Below are 18,124 nucleotides of genomic sequence, written 5' to 3' on the forward strand. Positions count from 1 at the left end.
CCATCATGACTGCCACTCTCGTCGTCAAGGACCTCGCCGCCGGCCACGGCGAGCGCACGCTGTTCTCCGGGCTGGACCTGGTCGTCGCCCCCGGGGACGTGATCGGCCTGGTCGGGGTGAACGGCGCCGGGAAGTCGACCCTGCTGCGCCTGCTCGCCGGGCTGGACGTCCCGGAGGGCGGCAGCCTGAAGCTCAGCCCGCCGACCGCGAACGTCGGCCACCTGCCGCAGGAGCCGGAGCGCCGGGAGGGCGAGTCGGTGCGCGACTTCCTGGCCCGCCGCACCGGCGTCGCGGCGGCGCAGGCGGCGCTGGACGAGGCCACCGAGGGCCTGGTGGAGGGCCGCCCGGGCGCGGACGACGCGTACGCGGAGAGCCTGGACCGCTGGCTGGAGCTGGGCGGTGCGGACCTGGAGGAGCGGGCCGAGGAGGTCGCCGCCTCGCTGGGCCTGAAGGTCTCGCTGGACGTGCCGATGACGGCGCTGTCCGGCGGCCAGGCGGCCCGCGCGGGCCTGGCCTCGCTGCTGCTGTCGCGCTACGACGTGTTCCTGCTGGACGAGCCCACCAACGACCTGGACCTGGACGGCCTGGAGCGCCTGGAGGCGTTCGTGAAGGGCCTGCGCGCGGGCACCGTGCTGATCAGCCACGACCGCGAGTTCCTGGCCCGCACCGTCACCCGCGTCCTGGAACTCGACCTGCACCAGGGGCAGGTGAACCTGTACGGCGGCGGCTACGAGGCGTACCTGGAGGAGCGGGCGGTCTCCCGGCGGCACGCCCGCGAGCAGTACGAGGAGTTCGCGGACACCAAGGCGGGCCTGGAGGCCCGCGCCCAGATGCAGCGCAACTGGATGGAGCACGGCGTCCGCAACGCCCGGCGCAAGGGCGGCGACAACGACAAGAAGGCCCGGGCGCAGCGCGCCGAGTCGACCGAGAAGCAGGCCGCGAAGGCCCGGCAGACCCAGCGGATGATCGAGCGCCTGGAGGTGGTGGAGGAGCCCCGCAAGGAGTGGGAGCTGCGGATGGAGATCGCCGCCGCGCCGCGCTCCGGCTCGGTGGTGGCGACGCTGCGCCAGGCCGCCGCCCGGCGCGGGGAGTTCGCGTTCGGCCCGGTGGACCTGCAGGTGGACTGGGCGGACCGGGTGGCGATCACCGGCGCCAACGGCGCGGGCAAGTCGACGCTGCTGGCGGCGCTGCTGGGCCGCCTCCCGCTGGACTCGGGCTCCGCGGCGCTGGGTTCGGGCGTGCAGATCGGCGAGGTGGAGCAGGCCCGCGGGCACCTGTTCGGCGGCGACGCCGGGCGCCCGCTGCTGGAGGCGTTCGCGGCGGCCGTGCCGGAGCTGAACCCGGAGGACGTGCGGACCCTGCTGGCGAAGTTCGGCCTGAAGGCGGTGCACGTGCTGCGCCCCGCCGGGACGCTCTCCCCGGGCGAGCGGACCAGGGCGGCGCTGGCGCTGCTGCAGGCCCGCGGGGTGAACCTGCTGGTGCTGGACGAGCCGACCAACCACCTGGACCTGCCCGCGATCGAGCAGTTGGAGTCGGCACTGGCCTCGTACACCGGCACCCTGCTGCTGGTCACCCACGACCGGCGGATGCTGGAGGCGGTGCAGGTGAACCGGCGCCTGGTGGTCGCGGACGGGAAGGTCACCGAGGTCTGAGGCCGCGGCGCGTGCCGGTGGCCGCCGGCGGCCGCCCACCGCACTTGCCGGTAATCGCCGACCGCGCCCCGACCCCTTCCGCCGGGGCGCCCGGCGTGCTGGGGTGGCGCGCATGGCTGACCGTGACCCCTCCCGCGCGCCGTCCGACCCGACGCCGCCGCCGCTCCGCCCGACGCCGTCCCACCCGACGGCGCCGCTGCACCCGATGAGCGTCCCCGCCCACGAGGCGGCCGACCGCTGCCGGGACTTCTACCGGCTGATGGACCGGCGCCGCACCGTGCGCGACTACTCGACCCGGCCGCTGCCCGAGGGGGTGCTGGAGTGGGCGGTGCGGACGGCGGCGACCGCACCGAGCGGCGCGCACGTGCAGCCGTGGCGGTTCGTGGTGGTCACCGACCCGGATCGCAAGCGGCGGCTGCGGGAGGCCGCGGAGGCGGAGGAGCGGGAGTTCTACGCGCACCGGGCCTCCGAGGAGTGGCTGGCGGCGCTGGCCCCGATCGGCACCGACTGGCACAAGCCCTTCCTGGAGGACGCGCCCGCGGTGATCGTGGTGTTCGAGGTGCACAAGGGCCCGAACTCGCCGCGCCCCTACTACACGAAGGAGTCGGTGGGCATCGCGGTCGGCTTCCTGCTGTCCGCCCTGCACCAGGCGGGCCTGGCCACGCTGACCCACACCCCCAGCCCGATGCGCTTCCTGAACGAGGTCTGCGACCGCCCGCCGGAGGAGCGCGCCGCGTACGTCATCCCGGTCGGCTACCCGGCCGAGGACGCCCGGGTGCCGGACCTGGTCCGCAAGCCGCTGGACGAGGTGCTGGTGCGGCTGTGACCCGCGGCGGGGTCGGCGGCGGCGACCGGGCGCCGCGGGGCGGAACGCAAGGGTGGCGGAACGGATATCCGCTGGTCGGAGCGGTCGTGCATGGCGCATACTCCGTCCATGAGTCACTCCACCGACGCACCTGACGACACCGTGCGCCCGCTCACCGCGGGCCGCCCGCCCGAACTGCTGCCCCTCGGCGGCGGCGCGCACCTGCGCCGCCGCAGGCTGGCGGACGCCGCGGCGCTGAACGCCGCAGTGATCGACAACCTCGACCACCTGCGTCCGTGGATGCCCTGGGCCCGGCAGGCGCCGACGCTGGTGGAGAGCGAGCAGTCCTCGGTGGCGGGCGAGAAGGTCTGGGACGAGGGCACCGACTTCATGTACCTGCTCGGCCTGGACGCCGACCCGGCCGCGGTCATCGGCGGCTTCGGCCTGCACGGCCGGATCGGCCCCGGCGCGCTGGAGATCGGCTACTGGGTGCACCGCGGGCACACCGGCCGCGGCCTGGCCACCGCGGCCGCCCGCGCCCTCACCGGCGCGGCGCTCGCGCTGCCCGGGATCACCCGCACCGAGATCCACTGCGACGAGTCGAACGCCGCCAGCGCCGCCGTCCCCCGCAAGCTCGGCTACGTCCTGGACCGGATCGACGAGGTGGCCCCGACCGCCCCCGCCGAGACCGGCCGCAAGATGATCTGGCTGCACCGCGGCTGACCGCCCGCACCGCGCCCGCGCACCCTCCGCGAAGGGGACGGCCCACCGGCCGTCCCCTTCGGCCGTTCCGGGCCGGTCCGTCGCCGTTCCGGGCCGGTCCGTCGGCGGACGGCCCGCGGACCGCTCAGTGCCGGACGACCCGCGGACCGCTCAGCGCCGGACGGCCCGCGGACCGCTCAGCGCCGGGCGACCCGCTCGACCAGCGTCTGCCAGCCGTCCGCGAGCAGGGCGCCCAGGTCGTTCTCGCCGCACCCGGCGGACTCGCCCCCGGGGGGCAGGTCGGCGACCAGGAAGAGCAGCGGGGGGCCCTCCAGGGCGCTGGCGAGCTGCAGCGAGAGGGTGTCCGGGTCGGGGAGGCCCAGGGCGGCCTGGCCCAGCAGCATCCGGATGTGCGGGCGGGAGAAGTTCGGTCCGACCGCGGGCGGGACGGGCCCCTTGCGCTCGAACGCGGCGCGGGCGATCTCGTGGCGCTCCAGCAGGAAGCGGGTGCGGGCGCGCCCGTAGGCGATCAGCCGGTCGACCGGGTCGGCACCGGGCCCGAGCGGGGGCGGCCCGGACAGCACCTGGCACTGGAAGCGCTGCTCCTCGGCGTCGAGCAGGGCGCGGAAGATCCCGGCCCGGGTGCCGAAGCGGCGGAACACGGTGCCCTTGCCCAGCCCGGCGCGTTCGGCCAGCGCGTCCATGGTCACCTGGTCCGCCCCGAGCTCGGCGATCATCGCGCGGGCGGTGCAGAGCAGGACCTCGCGGTTGCGGGCGGCGTCCGCGCGTTCGGTGGGGGGCGGACCGAAGGGGACCAGGGGGCTGTCCATGGCCACAATTTACCCGGCCGCCGAAACGGGGTAAAGTCCGTTTACGTCGAGTGCGGCGCCTCCCCGGCCCGCACCCCCGCTTCGCCGTACCCCCCTGCGCCCGCCACTCCTCGGCGGGGCGCGAACCGAGGAGTCACTGTCATGAACCTGTTCCGCCTGGACGCCAGCATCATGCCCGGCGCCTCCACCAGCGCCGAGCTCGCCAACGCCGCCGAGGCCGAGTGGACCGCCGCCCACCCCGGGGGCACCGTCACCCGCCGCAACCTGGGCACCGACCCGCTGCCCGGCCACGTCTGGGCCACCGCCACCCTGGCCGGCTTCACCCCCGAGGACCAGCGCACCCCCGAGCAGCAGGAGGCCGCCGCCCTCGGCGCCGCCCTCGCCGACGAGCTGCGCGCCGCCGACGCCGCGATCATCGCCGTCCCGCTCTACAACTGGGGCGTCTCCCAGCACTTCAAGACCTGGGTCGACCTGGTCATCGCGGGCGCCGGCCCGACCGCCGAACTGCTCAAGGACAAGCCGGTCGTCCTGGTCACCTCCCTCGGCGGCGGCTTCGCCCCCGGCACCCCCCGCGAGGGCTGGGACCACTCCACCCCGTACGTCGAGCGCATCCTGCGCGACGTCTGGGGCGCCGACCTCACCACCGTCCGCCGCGAGCTGACCCTCGCCGCCGTCAACCCGGCGATGGAGAGCCTGCGCGACCTCGCCGCCGAGTACCACGCGCAGGCCCTGGAGGCCGCCACCGCCGCGGGCAAGGCGCTGGTCCGCGCCTGAACCCCCGCACCGCGCACGCCCGGAGGGCGCCGCCGGCCACCGGCCGACGGCGCCCTCCGCCGTCGTGTCACCGACCGCCGACGGGCACCGGCCCGCGAGCCCCGGCGGCGCTCCCGCCCGCCGCGGCGCCCTCGCGGAGGACCAGCAGCCCGGTGACCGCGATCAGCGCCGAGGTCAGCCCGTGGATGCCGAACGCGGCGGCCGCCGAGCCGTGGTGGGTCAGCACGGCGACCATGTCGCCGAACGGCGCGACGGCCTCCGCCAGCAGCACCCACCCCAGGGCCCGGCGCTGGCCCGTCAGCAGCAGGACGCCGACGGCCAGGCCCATCGCGAGCTCCCGGGTGCCCTTCATCACCAGGAAGCCGTCGCCCCCTCCCCCGGCGGGCCACTGCGGCAGGCCGACGCCCACGGTCGACGCCTCGGGGGCGAGGACGAAGGACAGCCCCAGGTAGAGGGCGAACAGGGCCACGCCGGCGGCCAGGACGGTGTTGACCTTCTTCAGCGACACGGTGCTTCTCCTCCGGGGTCCGGTACGGGGGCGGGGGCGGGCTCCACCGGCGGACGCCGGCCGGGGGCGGGGGTCTGCGCGGAGCGCCCGCCGGGTCACGCGTCGATCCGCTCGAAGACGTGCGGGTACGACACGATGTCGTCGGGCATCCCGGCCGCCGTCCGCCGGAACTCCGGACTGCCGAGCGCCGCGGCGAGCGCCCAGGTCGACTCCCAGACCGCGACGTTCACCAGCAGCCGGCTGCCCGCCACGCCGCGGTGCAACTGCAGGGAGACGAAACCCGGTTGGGCCCGCATGAACGCCGCCTGCCTCCGGAAGAGCACCGAGAACTCCTCGGCCCGCTCCTCGGGGACGACGAAGGTGTTCACCAGGACGATCTCCCCGGTCTCCTCCCGGAGCTGCGCGAACAGCGGCGCGTTCGGGTCCAGGCTCCGCAACTCGGCCATGTCGTACGTCCTCCCGTGTGTGGGTCACGTCTGTGCCAACAGGCGTTGGCCAACGCTTGTTGGCAAACGTAGGCGCACGCTCCTGGACTGTCAACACGCGTTGGCCTACATTTGTTGGCATGACCGATCGCACGGAGAACCAGCAGGCCGCCCGGCGTTCCGACGCCACCCGCGCCACGATCCTCGCCGCGGCCCGCGAACGGTTCGCCACCGACGGCTACGAGAAGGCCACCATCCGGGCCATCGCGCGCGACGCGAGGATCGACCCCTCGATGGTGATGCGCTACTACGGCAACAAGGCGGGCCTGTTCGCCGCCGCCGTCGCGATCGGCCCCGACCTCCCCGGCCTCGCCGTCGAGCCCCGCGAGGAGATCGGCCGCGCCATGGCGCGCCACTTCCTCGCCCTGTGGGAGGAGAACGAGGAACTCACCGCCCTGATGCGGGTCGGCGTCACCGAGCCGCACGCCGCCGAACGCATGCAGAGCGTGCTGCGCGAACAGCTGATCCCGCTCGCCCGCCGCATCGGCCCGGACCCCGACCAGGCCCAGGCCCGGGCCGCCCTGTGCGCCTCGGCCGTCCTCGGACTCGCCCTGACCCGCTACGTCCTGCGCTTCCCCGCGAGCGTGGCCCTCCGCCCCGAGGAGATCGTCGACTGGCTCGGCCCCACCCTGCAGCGGTACCTCACCGCCCCCACCCCCTGACCCCGCCCGGGCGGGGCCGTTCGAACGACCGCCGGCCCCGGGCGGGTGCGGCCCGTGCGGCCCCGGCCCGGGCCGCACGGGCGGTCAGTGGGTGCCGCCCGTCGGCGCCCCGGCGGGGGCGGTGCGCAGGACGCCCGCGGCGGTGGCGGTGGCGGCGCAGAGCAGGGCGAGCAGGAGGAAGGCGTGGTTGAGGGCGGTGAGGTGGGTGAGCCAGCCGATGACGGCGGGCCCGGCGAGCATGCCGAGGTAGCCGAGTCCGGCGACCCGGGAGACGTTGGCGCCCGCGGCGGCGGGGTCGGCGTGGCCCGCGGCGCTGAGGAGTTGCGGGACGCAGCCGGAGAGGCCGAGGCCGAACAGCGCCCAGCCGAGGAAGGCGGCCCACGTCCAGGGGGTGAGGGCGGCGACGGTGATGCCGAGGGCGGCGGTGGCCGCGCCGTGGCGCAGGACGGCCGTCGGGCCGTGGCGGTCGGCGATCCGGTCGGCGAGCAGGCGTCCGGTGGTCATGGCGGCGGCGAAGGCGCCGTAGGCGAACGCGGCGGTGCTCGCGGGCGTGCCGAGGACGTCCTTGAGGTGCAGGGCGCTCCAGTCGTTGGCGGCGCCCTCGGCGAGCATGACCATCAGCGCCAGGACGGCGAGCACCCGGATCCGGCCGCGCACGTCACCGCCCCCGGCGGCCGGTGCGTCGGCGGCCGGTGCGTCGGCGGCGTCGGGGGCGGGGGCCGCGGGGAGCAGGCCGCGCGCGGCAAGCAGGGCGGTGGCGAGGCCGAGCGCGCCGAGCAGGGCGAGGGTGGCGGCCGGGCCGAGGCCGGCCGCGGTGGCCGCGGCGGCGGCACCGGCGGCGAGCACGCCGCCGATCGAGAAGGTGGCGTGGAAGCCGGACATGACGGGCCGTCCGTAGGCCTGCTCGACGTGGACGGCGTGGGCGTTCATGCTGACGTCCAGGCAGCCGTTGGCGAAGCCGAGGACCAGCAGCGCGGCCGCCAGCGTCCACGGGTCCGGGGCGAGGCCGGGCAGCACCAGGGAGACGGCGCACAGGGCGCCGGAGGCGGGGACGGCGGTGCGGGCGCCGAGGCGGTCGGTGAGGGGCCCGGCGGCCCGCATGCCCGCGAAGGCGCCGAGGCCGAGCAGGACGAGCAGGACGCCGAGGGCGGCGTGGCCGACGCCGACCCGGGTCTCGATCGCGGGGATGTGCACGACCCACGCGCCCATCAGGGTGCCGCACAGGACGAAGTAGACGTAGGTCGCCGCCCGGGCGGCCCGGAGCGAGCGTTCCATGCCACCGACCATAACGAACATTCTCCGTGTTCGAAAGGCGGAGATCGAACAGCTTGTCTGTTCGTTGCGGGGTGCGGTTCAATGCCGGTATGAACACCGCGGAGCGCCACACCCTGATCGCCGAGGCCGTCCGGGACGCGGGCAGCGCCACCGTCCAGGAGCTCGCCGCGCTCACCGGCGCCTCCGAGATGACCGTCCGGCGCGACCTCGACGCACTGGCCGCCCAGGGCGCCCTGGAGCGCTTCCGCGGCGGCGCCCGCACCCTGCTGCTGCGCGGCGAGGAGCCGCCGTTCGCGCTGCGCGCCCGCGAGGCCGTCGAGGCCAAGCGGCGCATCGCCGCCGGGGTCTGCGCGCTGATCGCCGACGGGGAGACCGTGCTGCTCGACAGCGGCACCACCTGCCTGGAGGTCGCCCGGCTGCTGCGCGAGCGCCCCGTCACCGTGATGCCGCTGTCGCTGCCCGCCGTGCACGTCCTCGGCGACGCCCCCGGAGCGGCCACCCTGCTCGTCCCCGGCGGCCGCCCCCGTCCCGTCGAGGGCGCCCTGACCGGCCCGCTGGCCCTCGCCTCGATCAACGCGCTGCGCTTCGACACCGCCGTGCTCGGCTGCTGCGCGCTCAGCGCCGCCGACGGGCTGACCGCCTACGACCTCGACGACGCCACCGTGAAGAAGGCCATGATCGCCGCCGCCCGCCGCACCCTGGTGGTCGCCGACGGCGGCAAGCTCGGCCGCACCGCCTTCGCCCGGGTCGCCCCCGCGGCGGGCCTGCACACCCTGGTCACCGACGCCGGTGCCCCCGCCGACGAACTCGCCGCCTTCGCGGCCGCCGGGACCACCGTCGTCAGCGTCTGACCCTCCGCCCGCGGGCCCGGCACCAGTGCTGTCCGCGAAGGGAGCCTTAAGGGCGGCTCAAGTGGCCGGGGAACGCTTGACGCTCCTGCCCGGCCGGGGCATTTTGAGTGCACGGAACGGTCCGGCCGCTCCGCGCAGGATGCACCGAATCCGCCTCCCGGGGCGGCAGTTGAGAGAACAACCCCCACACACACGGCCCGGCCGTCGCGCTCCCCCACAGTCAGTAGGCGCGATCGGCCGGGCCGGTCGGCACCCCGGGCCCGGACGGCCGGGCCGGGGTGGTGGCGGTCCGTCAGGAACCGGCCTGGGCGCTCTTCATGATCTCCGCGAAGTCGACGGTGTCGCTCGCGCTCGGGGCGCTGGTGGTGACCGAGGAGCCGTAGTCGGTGTAGAGCGCGGTGGAGACGACCTTGCCGACCTTGCTGTCGAAGGCCTCGACCTTCTTGACCAGCAGGTTGTCGGTGCTGATCCAGACCTCGATGTGCTCGGTGGTGATGCCGGACGCGGTGAACTGCTTCTGCAGGGCGTCGGTCTGGTCCTGGGTGAGGCCCTTGCTCGCGGCCTGGGCGAGGTCGGCCGCGGCGAGGTCGCCCTCGTACTTGGTGGACTTGACGCCGCCCACGGTCTCGGTGCCGGTCTTCTCGACCTTGCCGGAGGCGATCAGGGCGCGCACCGAGGAGATCGGGTCGGCGTTCTGCAGCTGGTTCTTGAGGCTGTCGCCGGCCGCGCCCATCAGCTTGGCGAGGTCCGCGTAGCCGTACTTGATCCAGTGGGCGCCGCCGAGCTGGCCGGCCATCCCCTCGCCCATGTTGATGTACATCGCGTCGCTGAGGTAGCGGGCGGTGATGCTGCCGTCGCCGCCGGCCTGGCTGATGGACTCCGCCATCGCGCCGCCGACGTTGCCGCTGACCTCGCCCTGGAGGCCGTTCTCCCAGGAGATGGCGCCCTTCATCACGGTCTTCGAGGCGCCCATCTCGGTGGTGGCCTCGACCTTGGCGGACTTGGCGGCGCTGGTCTTCTCCCCCACCAGCTTGAGCAGCGCGGCGGGGTCGAGGGCGGCGGCCTGGGCGTCGGGCGCGGAGCTGCCGCCGCCGGTGCCACCGGTGCTGGACGACGCGTGGGAGCCGTCACCGCCCTTGCTGGCGCAGCCCGTCGCGGTGAGGGCGAGCACGACCGCGGTCGCGGCGAGGAAGGTACGTCCGGTCTTGCGCATGTGGTTCTTCTCCCCCTGGGGAACGTCCCGGTGCGGTGTCTCCGCCGCCGGGTGGCGTCGGGGCCGGTGATCTCCCGGGCCCGGACGGTCTGGTCGGGTCTGGTCGTCTCGGTCGGCGGACGAGGGGGCCGTTCCGGCGGCCGCGACCCGGGCGTGCGCCGGATCACCCCTCTCGTGACCGTTCTCATGCTTCTTTCATACTTCGTGCCGGACTCTAGCCGATGCCCGCGACAGCCGGGCAACGGAACGGCTCCCGTTCGGTGCCAACCCGTCGACAACGACCGGAAGCCGTCCGCACCGGGCCGGAAGCCGCGGAATTCCGGTTGCCCCGCCGACGAGAATGACCGGTATGCCGCACGTCGACACCACCGCCCTGCTCACCGCGATGGACGCCCTCCCGCTCCACGGACGCGAGGCGCTGTTCGCCCGCACCGTCCGCGCCGCCGCGCCCGCCGAAGTGGACGCGCTGATCGGCGAGTTGACGGACCGCGGCCGGTACGGGCGGCGGCTGGCCGCGTTCGCCGCGGTGCTCGCCGCCCGGGCCGACCTGCTCGGCGTCCTGCTGACCGACCCGGACCGGGTGGTGCGCGGCCGGGCGGTCGACGCGCTGCGCACCGTGCCGGAGCTGGCGTCGGCCGTGCCGGACGCCTACCGGCGGGCGCCGCACGCCGTCCGGCAGGAGCTGCGCGCGGCGGTGGCGCGCGGGCGGTGCGCGGAACTCGCCGCCCGACTGCTGCCGGTGGCCCGCGCGCACGGCGGCGAGGCGGAGGCGGCGACGCTGCTGCCGGCCTGCCCGCCCGAGGTGGTGGCCGCCGAACTGCCGGGCCTGGCCGTGCCGTGGGACGCCTGGTGGGCCCTGGGCTCCCGGCACCCCGACGCGGTGCTCGACCACGTCGGACGCGAACTCGCCGCCCGCCCGGCCGGTGCGGCCGCCGACCGGTGGGGCACGCTGAACCTCTCCCTGGCGCCCGTGCTGCCGCTGCGCCCGGCCCGGGTGCTCGACCTGCTGGAGCACCACCCGGGCCGGAGCGCGCCGTCGTGGGCCCTGGAGGGCTTCGGCCACCTGCTGGCCGTCGACGCCGAGCGCGCCACCGCCTGGCTGGCCGCCCCCGAGCGGCCGCTCTCGCGCCGGGAGCAGCCGCCCAGCCGCACCGCGCTCGACCGGCTCGTCCGGGCCGACCCGCCGTCGCTGACCGCCCTGGGGCGCCGCTGGCTCCCGGAGCCGCGCCTGTTCGCCCCGCTGCTGCGGGCCGTCCCGCCCGCGCGGCGCGCCGCGTTCCTGGACGCCGCCGCCGACGGGCAGCCGCTGGACGCCACCCGGCTGACCGAGCCGGTGCTGCGGCTGCTGCCGCGCGAGCGGCGCTGGCAGGAGGCCCGCAGGCTGCGCGCCGAGCAGGCCGCCAAGGGGGTGTCCGGACACCAACTGCTCTGGCTGACCGCCCTGGTGGAGCCCGAGGAGGCGCGGGCCGAACTGCTGGGGCGCACCCGGCTGCCGCAGGCCGCCGACCGCGCCGAGGCCTGGCGGCGCCTGGTGCAGGCGGCGGCCGCCGACCGGCGCCCGGCGGCCCCCGCCGTCCTGCTGGCCGACCTCGGCCGCCTGCGCAACGAGCAGGACCCGGTCCGGGAGGCCGCGCTGAGCGCGCTCGCCGCCTTCCCCGCCCACCGCTTCACCGACGCGCACGCCGAGCCGCTCACCGCGCTGGCCGCCACCGCGCTCGACGCCCGCGACTGCTCCCCCGGCAGCCGCGGCGCCCTGGCCGCCCTGGCCGTGGCCGTCCTGGCCGCCGGGGCCGGGCCCGCGCTGACCGCGTTCGCCTGCTCGACGCTCGGCCGACTCGCCGACCGGGCGGGGGAGTTCCCGCTGCCCGCCCGGGTCGGACGCCTGCGCCCCGACCGGCAGCGGCAGGTGCTGGAGGCGCTGCGCCCCCGGCTCGACGCGGAACGCCGAACCGGCGGCGCCGCGCTGCTGTTCGCCCTGGTCCGCGCCCTGGACGGGCGGGCCGGGCGGCTGCCGGAACTCGACGAACGCCTGGCCGAGGCCGCCCGCGACCCCCGGGAGCGGACCGCCGCCGAGGCCCTGGAGCTGTGGCTGCGGCCGCGCGCCGGGCGCACCGGGAAGGTGCTGGCCGCGCTCGCCCACGACCCGTCCGCCGTGTTCTGCGCCCCCGTGCTGCGGCACGCCGCCCTGGCCCGCACCGACCTGCTGGACCGGGCGCTGGCCGAACGGCCGCCCGCCGGGAGGTTCCTGCGCCCCGGCGACCCCCGCCCGCTGCCGCCCGCCCACGACCCCACCCGCTGGACGCCCCGCCAGGTGGAGCGGGCCGCCGCACTGTGCGCGCGGGCCGCCGCCGACCCCGCGCTGCCCGAGGAGCAGCGGGCCGCCGCGGTCGCACGGGCCGCCCTCCTGCTCGAACCCGGCGCCGCCGTGGTGCGCCGCCACCTCGACGCCCCGCAGCCGCTGCTCGCCGACACCGCCCTGGCCGCGCTGGTCCGGACGTCCGACCCGGCCGCCGTGCTGCCCGAACTGCTGGCGCACGCCGGGGGCGACCGGGCGAAGGTCGCGGTGTACGCCGCCGGGCGGGCCGCCCGGCGCACCGCCCCGGATCAACTCGCCGAACTCCTGGGCGAGTTGGCCGTCCGCACCGAGGGCACCAAGGTCACCGCCCGCAAGGAGGCCGTCCGGCTGGCCGCGGCGCTGCTGCCGCCCGCCCGGGCCGCCGGGGTGCTGACCGCCGCCTTCCACGCGCCCGGGCAGCACCCCGACGTCCGGGCCGCCGCGACCGCCCACTGCCGGGGCCTGCTGGACGCCGAACCGCTCTGGACGCTGCTCGCCGAGGCCGCCGCCGCGCCCGGAGCGCCGCTGCGCCGGGCCGTCGCCGGGCAGCCGCCGCACCTGCTGCCGGAGCGCCACCGGGCCCGCTACGCCCGGCTGGTGGCCGCGGTCGCCGCCGGCGCGGACGCCGACCCGGAGGCCACCCGGACGGCGCTCAAGGCGCTGCCCGAGTGGGCCCGGTACGCGCCGGAGGTCGCCGAGGTGCTGCCCGCCGCGGCCACCGACCTCGACAACCGCACCACCTGGCGGACCGCCTCGCTCGCCCTGCGCGCCCTGGCCGTCTCCGAGCTGCCCCACCCGACCGGCGGCGCCGCGCCCGGCAGCCTGCTCCACCGGGCGCTGGCCGCGCTGCTGGCCGCCGGGCCCGGGAGCGCGCCGCCCTCGGTGGCCCGCGACCAGCCGGTCCGGCAGCGGATCGAGGCACTCACCGCCGTCCCGGCCGTCCTGCGCCACCGGGAGGTCCGGCTCGCACTGGCCGAACACCTGCGCCCGCACGAGGAGTTGCTCGACCTGCGGGCGACCCTGCTGGCCCGGGCCGCGGACCCGGCCGGGCCCGGCTTCGGGGCCGACGTCGCCCGGCTGGCCGGGGCGCTCGCCGACCACCCGGTGTCGGCGGCCCGGCTGGCCACCCGGCTGGCCGGGGCCGTCGCGGGCACCTCCACGCTGCCGACCGCCGCCGACACCGCCGCCCCCGGCGCGCTGCTGGACCTGCTGCCCGGCCGCGGCCCCGCCCTCGGCCTGTTCGCCACCGCCCTCGCCGAGCAGCTCGGCACCCGCTGCGCCTGGACCGGCCGCTGGCTGCCGCTGCTGGCGGCGCTGCGCGCCCACCCCGACGCCGAGGTCCGCTCCGCGGCCCGGGCGGTGGTCGTCGCACCGGAGTGAGGACACCTGACGTCCGCTCAGATGAACGCCCGGAGCGCCGAGTTGACGGGAGGCCACGGGAGGGTGAGGTTTCGTCCGCTCCGTTGACCGTCCGGGCCCGTTCGGGACCGTCCGGGACTACGATCGATCGATGACGGACACCACACGCAGAGCGAGCGACAGCACCGAACTGGCGGCCCGGTACCCGGCCCTGCACGCGCCGCAGCGCTGGGAGTGGGGCGGCATCGACGCCCAGTTCAGCACCGAGCAGCCACCCGACGAACTGGTCACCAACATCCACCTGGTCGGCTTCGCCGAGGGCCGCGTCGTCCTGTGCCGGGACGTCCGCGGCCACTGGTTCCTCCCCGGCGGCACCCGCGAGGCCGCCGAGAGCATCGAGTCCTGCCTGCAGCGCGAACTGCGCGAGGAGGCCGGCGCCCGCCTGCTCTCCCCGCCCACCTGGATCGGCCACCACCTCGCCGTCTCCGAAGGCCCCACGCCCTACCGCCCCTGGCAGCCCCACCCGGTCAAGGCCTGGCTCTGGGGCTGGGCCGACGTCCTGGTCGACTCCGCCCCCACCAACCCCGACGACGGGGAGCAGGTCGTCGAGGTCCGCCCCGTCCCCCCGGAGGAGGCCCAGCGCCTGCTCGCCCAGTACCGCGAACCCTGGTGGCCCGAGCTCGTCGCCCTGGCCGTCGAGTCCCGCACCGGCTGAGGGGCGGCCGGCCCGACCGCCCCTCGGGGTGCGCTACTTGCCCAGGCCCGCGCGGCGGAGGGCGTCGGCCATGGCGGAGTTGGCGGGGGCGGCCGGCGGGTTGGGGTTCGGGCGGCGGTCCTGGCGCGGGGGGCGGGAGTCGCGGCGGGGGGACCGGTCGCGGCGGTTGCCGTCGCCGGGGGCGGTGTCGTCGTCGAGGCGCAGGGTGAGGCCGATCCGCTTGCGCTGGACGTCGACGGAGGTGACCTTGGCGCGGACGATGTCGCCGGGCTTGACCACCTCGCGCGGGTCCTTGACGAAGTTCTTCGACAGCGCGGAGACGTGCACCAGGCCGTCCTGGTGGACGCCGACGTCGACGAAGGCGCCGAACGCGGCGACGTTGGTGACCACGCCCTCCAGGACCATGCCGACCTCCAGGTCGGAGATCTTCTCGACGCCCTCCTTGAAGGTGGCGGTCCGGAAGGCGGGTCGCGGGTCGCGGCCGGGCTTGTCGAGCTCGCCGAGGATGTCGGTGACGGTCGGCACGCCGAAGGTGTCGTCGGCGAAGTCGCCGGGCCGCAGCGAGCGCAGCACCGCGCCGTTGCCGATCAGTTCGCGCAGCTGCCCGCCGGTGGCGGCGAGGATGCGGCGGACCACGGGGTACGCCTCGGGGTGGACGGCCGAGGCGTCCAGCGGGTCGTCGCCGTCGGGGATGCGCAGGAAGCCCGCGCACTGCTCGAAGGCCTTGGGGCCGAGCCGGGCGACGTCCTTGAGCGCCTTGCGGGTGCGGAACGGGCCGTTGGCGTCGCGGTGGGCGACGATGTTGTCGGCGAGGGTGCCGGTGATGCCGGAGACCCGGGTGAGCAGCGGCGCGGAGGCGGTGTTGACGTCGACGCCGACGGCGTTGACGCAGTCCTCGACCACGGCGTCCAGCGAGCGGGAGAGCTTGAGCTCGCTCAGGTCGTGCTGGTACTGGCCGACGCCGATCGACTTGGGGTCGATCTTGACGAGTTCGGCCAGCGGGTCCTGCAGGCGGCGGGCGATGGAGACGGCGCCGCGGATCGACACGTCGAGGCCGGGCAGCTCCTGGGCGGCGAACGCGGAGGCGGAGTAGACGGAGGCGCCGGCCTCGCTGACCATCACCTTGGTGAGGCCGAGCTCGGGGTGGCGCCCGATCAGGTCCGCGGCGAGCCGGTCGGTCTCCCGGGAGGCGGTGCCGTTGCCGATCGCGACCAGGTCGACCTCGTGCTCACGGGCCAGCCGGGCCAGGGTGGCGAGCGCGGCGTCCCACTTGTTGGCGGGCTGGTGCGGGTAGATCGTCTCGTGCGCGACGACCTTGCCGGTGGCGTCGACCACGGCGACCTTGACGCCGGTGCGGAAGCCCGGGTCGAGGCCCATGGTGGCGCGCGTCCCCGCGGGGGCGGCCAGCAGCAGGTCGCGCAGGTTGGCGGCGAAGACCCGCACCGCCTCCTCCTCGGCCTCGGCGCGCAGCCGGGTGCGCAGGTCGATGCCGAGCCGGACGAGGATGCGGGTGCGCCAGGCCCAGCGGACGGTGTCGGTGAGCCACCTGTCGGCGGGGCGGCCGCGGTCGGCGATGCCGAAGCGGGCGGCGATCCGCTGCTCGTAGTCGCTCGCGCCGGGCAGGTCGGCCTCCTGCTCGCCGTCGTACGGGGAGAGTTCGAGGTCGAGGACCTCCTCCTTCTCGCCGCGCAGCATGGCCAGGATGCGGTGCGAGGGCAGCTTGGTGTAGGGCTCGGCGAAGTCGAAGTAGTCGGCGAACTTGGCGCCGTCCTGCTCCTTGCCCTCGCGGACCTTGGCGACCAGCCGTCCGCGCGTCCACATCCGCTCGCGCAGCGAGCCGACCAGGTCGGCGTCCTCGCCGAAGCGCTCGACCAGGACGGCACGGGCGCCCTCCAGGGCGGCGGGCACGTCGGCGACCTGCTCGTTCAGGTACGTCGCGGCGAGGGCGGCCGGGTCCTGCTGCGGGTCGGCGAGCAGGGTGTCGGCGAGCGGTTCGAGCCCGGCCTCGCGGGCGATCTGCGCCTTGGTGCGCCGCTTGGGCTTGTACGGGAGGTAGATGTCCTCCAGCCGGGCCTTGGAGTCGGCGGCGAGGATCTGCGCACGCAGCGCGTCGTCCAGCTTGCCCTGGGCCTCGACGGACTCCAGGACGGCGGTGCGGCGCTCCTCCAGCTCGCGCAGGTACCGCAGCCGCTCCTCCAGGGTGCGCAGCTGGGTGTCGTCGAGGGCGCCGGTGGCCTCCTTGCGGTACCGGGCGATGAAGGGCACGGTCGCACCGCCGTCGAGCAGGCCGACGGCGGCCTGCACCTGGTTCTCGCGGACGCCGAGCTCTTCGGCGATCTTGCGTTCGACGGGCGTGGTCACGGTGCCGGTCTCCCCTTCTGACGGTTGCGCGGTTCGCCCGTGCATTCTGGCAGGTCCGGCCGACGGCGGCCGGTGCTCCGGGTGGCGGCCGGGGCGTGGCGCTTTCCGGGAACGTCCGGGGACACGCGTGGGAGCGGGCGGAGGGCGTCCGATTCGTCTGATATGAGAGACAAACGACTGTCTGCAGGACAGCATCGGGACGGTCCCCGGGACGGTCCCCCGAGCGCACAGGAGGACATGGTGGCGCAGGCCCCCGCCCCGGCCGTCCGGACTCCCGCCCGACCGGTCCGCTGGACCCGCCCCGCCACCTGGCCCCGCGAGGTCCTCGCCCTGGCCGCGTACTGGACCGCCAGCCGGGTGCTGATGATCGGCCTGATCCGCTCCGGCCGGACCGAGCCCGCCGTCGAGGTGCACTGGCTCTACCAGGGCTGGTACCGGGTCCTGCGCACCGGCACCTTCCCGGTCGACGACGTCACCTGGCAGTACCCGCCGGGCGCCGCGCTGCCGATGCTGGCCCCCGGCCTGCTGCCGTTCCTGACGTACCTGCAGGCCTTCGTGCTGCTGGTGCTGCTGGCCGACGCCGCCGTGCAGGTCGCCCTGCTGGTGGCCGGGCGCGGGGCGGGGCGCTCCGACCGGGGGGCCTGGGCCTGGGCGCTGGCCCTGCCGCTGCTGCTCGGCCTGCCGTACGGCCGCTACGACCTGCCCGCCACCGCGCTCGCGGTCGGCGCGCTGCTGCTGCTCCCGAACCGGCCGAGGACGGCCGGGGTGCTGGCCGGGATCGGCGCGATGGTCAAGGTGTGGCCCGCGCTGACCGTGCTGGGCACCCCGCGCGGCCGCACCACCCGGCAGGCCTGGACCGCCGCCGCCGTCTCGGCGCTCGCCCTGCTGCTGGTCTTCGCCGCGCTCTTCGACCACGCCTTCGACTTCCTGCACGCCCAGCGCGGCCGCGGCGTGGAGATCGAGTCGCTGGGCGGCAGCGTCCTGCAGGTGGCCCGGCAGTTCGGCTGGCCCGGCCGGGTCGAGCAGCACTACGGCTCGATCGAGTTCCTCGGCCCGTACGTCCACCGGATCTCGCAACTGTCGCTGCTGACGTCCTTCGCCGCGTTCGGCTGGCTGCTGCTGTGGCGCGTCCGGGCCCGGCGCTGGACGGCCGCCACCCCGTACGACGCGGCGCTCAGCGCGGTGCTGCTGTTCACCGTCACCAGCCGGGTGATCTCCCCGCAGTACCTGGTCTGGCTGATCGGCCTGGCCGCGGTCTGCCTGAGCGTGGAGTGCACCACCCAGCGGCCGGTGGCGTACCTGCTGCTGCCCGCGATCGGCGTCACCACCGTCGACTACCCGCTGTTCTTCGACTCGATGCAGGCCGGGGGCTGGTGGCCGACCGGCGTCATCCTGCTCCGCAACGGGCTGCTGCTGGCCGCCACGCTCTGGTCGGCGGCCCGGCTGTGGCGGGCCACCGTCACCCGCGCCCCCGCGCCGCGCCCAGCCGACGACGCCCCCGGCGCGCCCGGCGACCCGCGGAGCGACCCGGACCCGGACCACGTCCCCGCGGCCTGAGCCCGGACCGCTGACGCTCCGTCAGGGGACGTACACTCCC

General features: G+C 76.2%; 15 protein-coding genes. 9 read left to right on the top strand and 6 right to left on the bottom strand.

The window, feature by feature from the left end; translation table 11 throughout:
- Nucleotides 1–5 precede the first annotated feature (5 nt).
- The 3 genes from QSK52_RS14090 to QSK52_RS14100 all read left to right on the top strand — a co-directional run bounded on the left by QSK52_RS14090 (nucleotide 6) and on the right by QSK52_RS14100 (nucleotide 3,180).
- A complete protein-coding gene (locus tag QSK52_RS14090; protein ID WP_285736353.1) occupies nucleotides 6–1,652 on the top strand; it encodes an ABC-F family ATP-binding cassette domain-containing protein in 1,647 nt (548 codons plus the stop codon).
- 112 nt (nucleotides 1,653–1,764) lie between these two features.
- Nucleotides 1,765–2,478, top strand: coding sequence for a nitroreductase family protein (locus tag QSK52_RS14095; RefSeq protein WP_435053244.1), 714 nt, complete (start codon nucleotides 1,765–1,767; stop codon nucleotides 2,476–2,478).
- Between the two features lie 108 nt (nucleotides 2,479–2,586).
- Nucleotides 2,587–3,180 (top strand): GNAT family N-acetyltransferase, encoded by a 594-nt coding sequence (locus tag QSK52_RS14100; protein ID WP_285736354.1) that lies wholly within the window; start codon nucleotides 2,587–2,589, stop codon nucleotides 3,178–3,180.
- A 176-nt stretch (nucleotides 3,181–3,356) separates the two neighbouring features.
- On the opposite strand, the gene QSK52_RS14105 is transcribed toward QSK52_RS14100, so the two are convergent.
- Entirely contained in the window at nucleotides 3,357–3,989 is a 633-nt protein-coding gene (locus QSK52_RS14105; RefSeq protein ID WP_285736355.1) for a TetR/AcrR family transcriptional regulator, read from the bottom strand.
- 141 nt (nucleotides 3,990–4,130) lie between these two features.
- Here QSK52_RS14105 and QSK52_RS14110 point away from each other — a divergent pair, with 141 nt between their 5' ends.
- Nucleotides 4,131–4,763, top strand: a complete 633-nt coding sequence (locus QSK52_RS14110) for an FMN-dependent NADH-azoreductase (protein WP_285736356.1) — start codon at nucleotides 4,131–4,133, stop codon at nucleotides 4,761–4,763.
- 67 nt (nucleotides 4,764–4,830) lie between these two features.
- Here the strand turns inward: QSK52_RS14110 and QSK52_RS14115 are convergent, their stop codons facing one another.
- Nucleotides 4,831–5,271 (bottom strand): DUF4267 domain-containing protein, encoded by a 441-nt coding sequence (locus QSK52_RS14115; protein WP_285736357.1) that lies wholly within the window; start codon nucleotides 5,269–5,271, stop codon nucleotides 4,831–4,833.
- 95 nt (nucleotides 5,272–5,366) lie between these two features.
- Nucleotides 5,367–5,717 carry an antibiotic biosynthesis monooxygenase family protein gene (locus QSK52_RS14120; RefSeq protein WP_285736358.1) on the bottom strand — a complete coding sequence of 117 codons (351 nt, stop codon included), beginning with the start codon at nucleotides 5,715–5,717 and terminating at the stop codon, nucleotides 5,367–5,369.
- A gap of 119 nt (nucleotides 5,718–5,836) precedes the next feature.
- Between QSK52_RS14120 and QSK52_RS14125 the strand changes: the two genes are divergently transcribed.
- Entirely contained in the window at nucleotides 5,837–6,418 is a 582-nt protein-coding gene (locus QSK52_RS14125) for a TetR family transcriptional regulator (protein WP_285736359.1), read from the top strand.
- An 84-nt stretch (nucleotides 6,419–6,502) separates the two neighbouring features.
- On the opposite strand, the gene QSK52_RS14130 is transcribed toward QSK52_RS14125, so the two are convergent.
- Nucleotides 6,503–7,693, bottom strand: coding sequence for an MFS transporter (locus tag QSK52_RS14130; RefSeq protein ID WP_285736360.1), 1,191 nt, complete (start codon nucleotides 7,691–7,693; stop codon nucleotides 6,503–6,505).
- A gap of 89 nt (nucleotides 7,694–7,782) precedes the next feature.
- Here QSK52_RS14130 and QSK52_RS14135 point away from each other — a divergent pair, with 89 nt between their 5' ends.
- On the top strand, nucleotides 7,783–8,544 hold the full coding sequence (locus QSK52_RS14135) for a DeoR/GlpR family DNA-binding transcription regulator (RefSeq protein WP_285736361.1): 762 nt from the start codon (nucleotides 7,783–7,785) through the stop codon (nucleotides 8,542–8,544).
- 292 nt (nucleotides 8,545–8,836) lie between these two features.
- Here QSK52_RS14135 and QSK52_RS14140 read toward each other — a convergent pair whose 3' ends face one another.
- Nucleotides 8,837–9,757, bottom strand: coding sequence for a hypothetical protein (locus QSK52_RS14140; protein WP_285736362.1), 921 nt, complete (start codon nucleotides 9,755–9,757; stop codon nucleotides 8,837–8,839).
- A 349-nt stretch (nucleotides 9,758–10,106) separates the two neighbouring features.
- Between QSK52_RS14140 and QSK52_RS14145 the strand changes: the two genes are divergently transcribed.
- The gene (locus QSK52_RS14145; RefSeq protein WP_285736363.1) at nucleotides 10,107–13,472 is read left to right on the top strand and encodes a hypothetical protein; all 3,366 of its coding nucleotides are present in this window, start codon (nucleotides 10,107–10,109) and stop codon (nucleotides 13,470–13,472) included.
- Nucleotides 13,473–13,602: 130 nt separating this feature from the next.
- The gene (locus QSK52_RS14150; protein ID WP_285736364.1) at nucleotides 13,603–14,166 is read left to right on the top strand and encodes an NUDIX hydrolase; all 564 of its coding nucleotides are present in this window, start codon (nucleotides 13,603–13,605) and stop codon (nucleotides 14,164–14,166) included.
- A 33-nt stretch (nucleotides 14,167–14,199) separates the two neighbouring features.
- Here the strand turns inward: QSK52_RS14150 and QSK52_RS14155 are convergent, their stop codons facing one another.
- Nucleotides 14,200–16,527, bottom strand: coding sequence for a Tex family protein (locus QSK52_RS14155; RefSeq protein WP_285736365.1), 2,328 nt, complete (start codon nucleotides 16,525–16,527; stop codon nucleotides 14,200–14,202).
- A gap of 237 nt (nucleotides 16,528–16,764) precedes the next feature.
- Between QSK52_RS14155 and QSK52_RS14160 the strand changes: the two genes are divergently transcribed.
- Entirely contained in the window at nucleotides 16,765–18,084 is a 1,320-nt protein-coding gene (locus QSK52_RS14160; RefSeq protein ID WP_285736366.1) for a glycosyltransferase family 87 protein, read from the top strand.
- The last annotated feature ends 40 nt before the right edge of the window (nucleotides 18,085–18,124 follow it).

It is taken from the genome of Kitasatospora phosalacinea (genome assembly GCF_030268885.1).
GTDB lineage: Bacteria > Actinomycetota > Actinomycetes > Streptomycetales > Streptomycetaceae > Kitasatospora > Kitasatospora phosalacinea_C.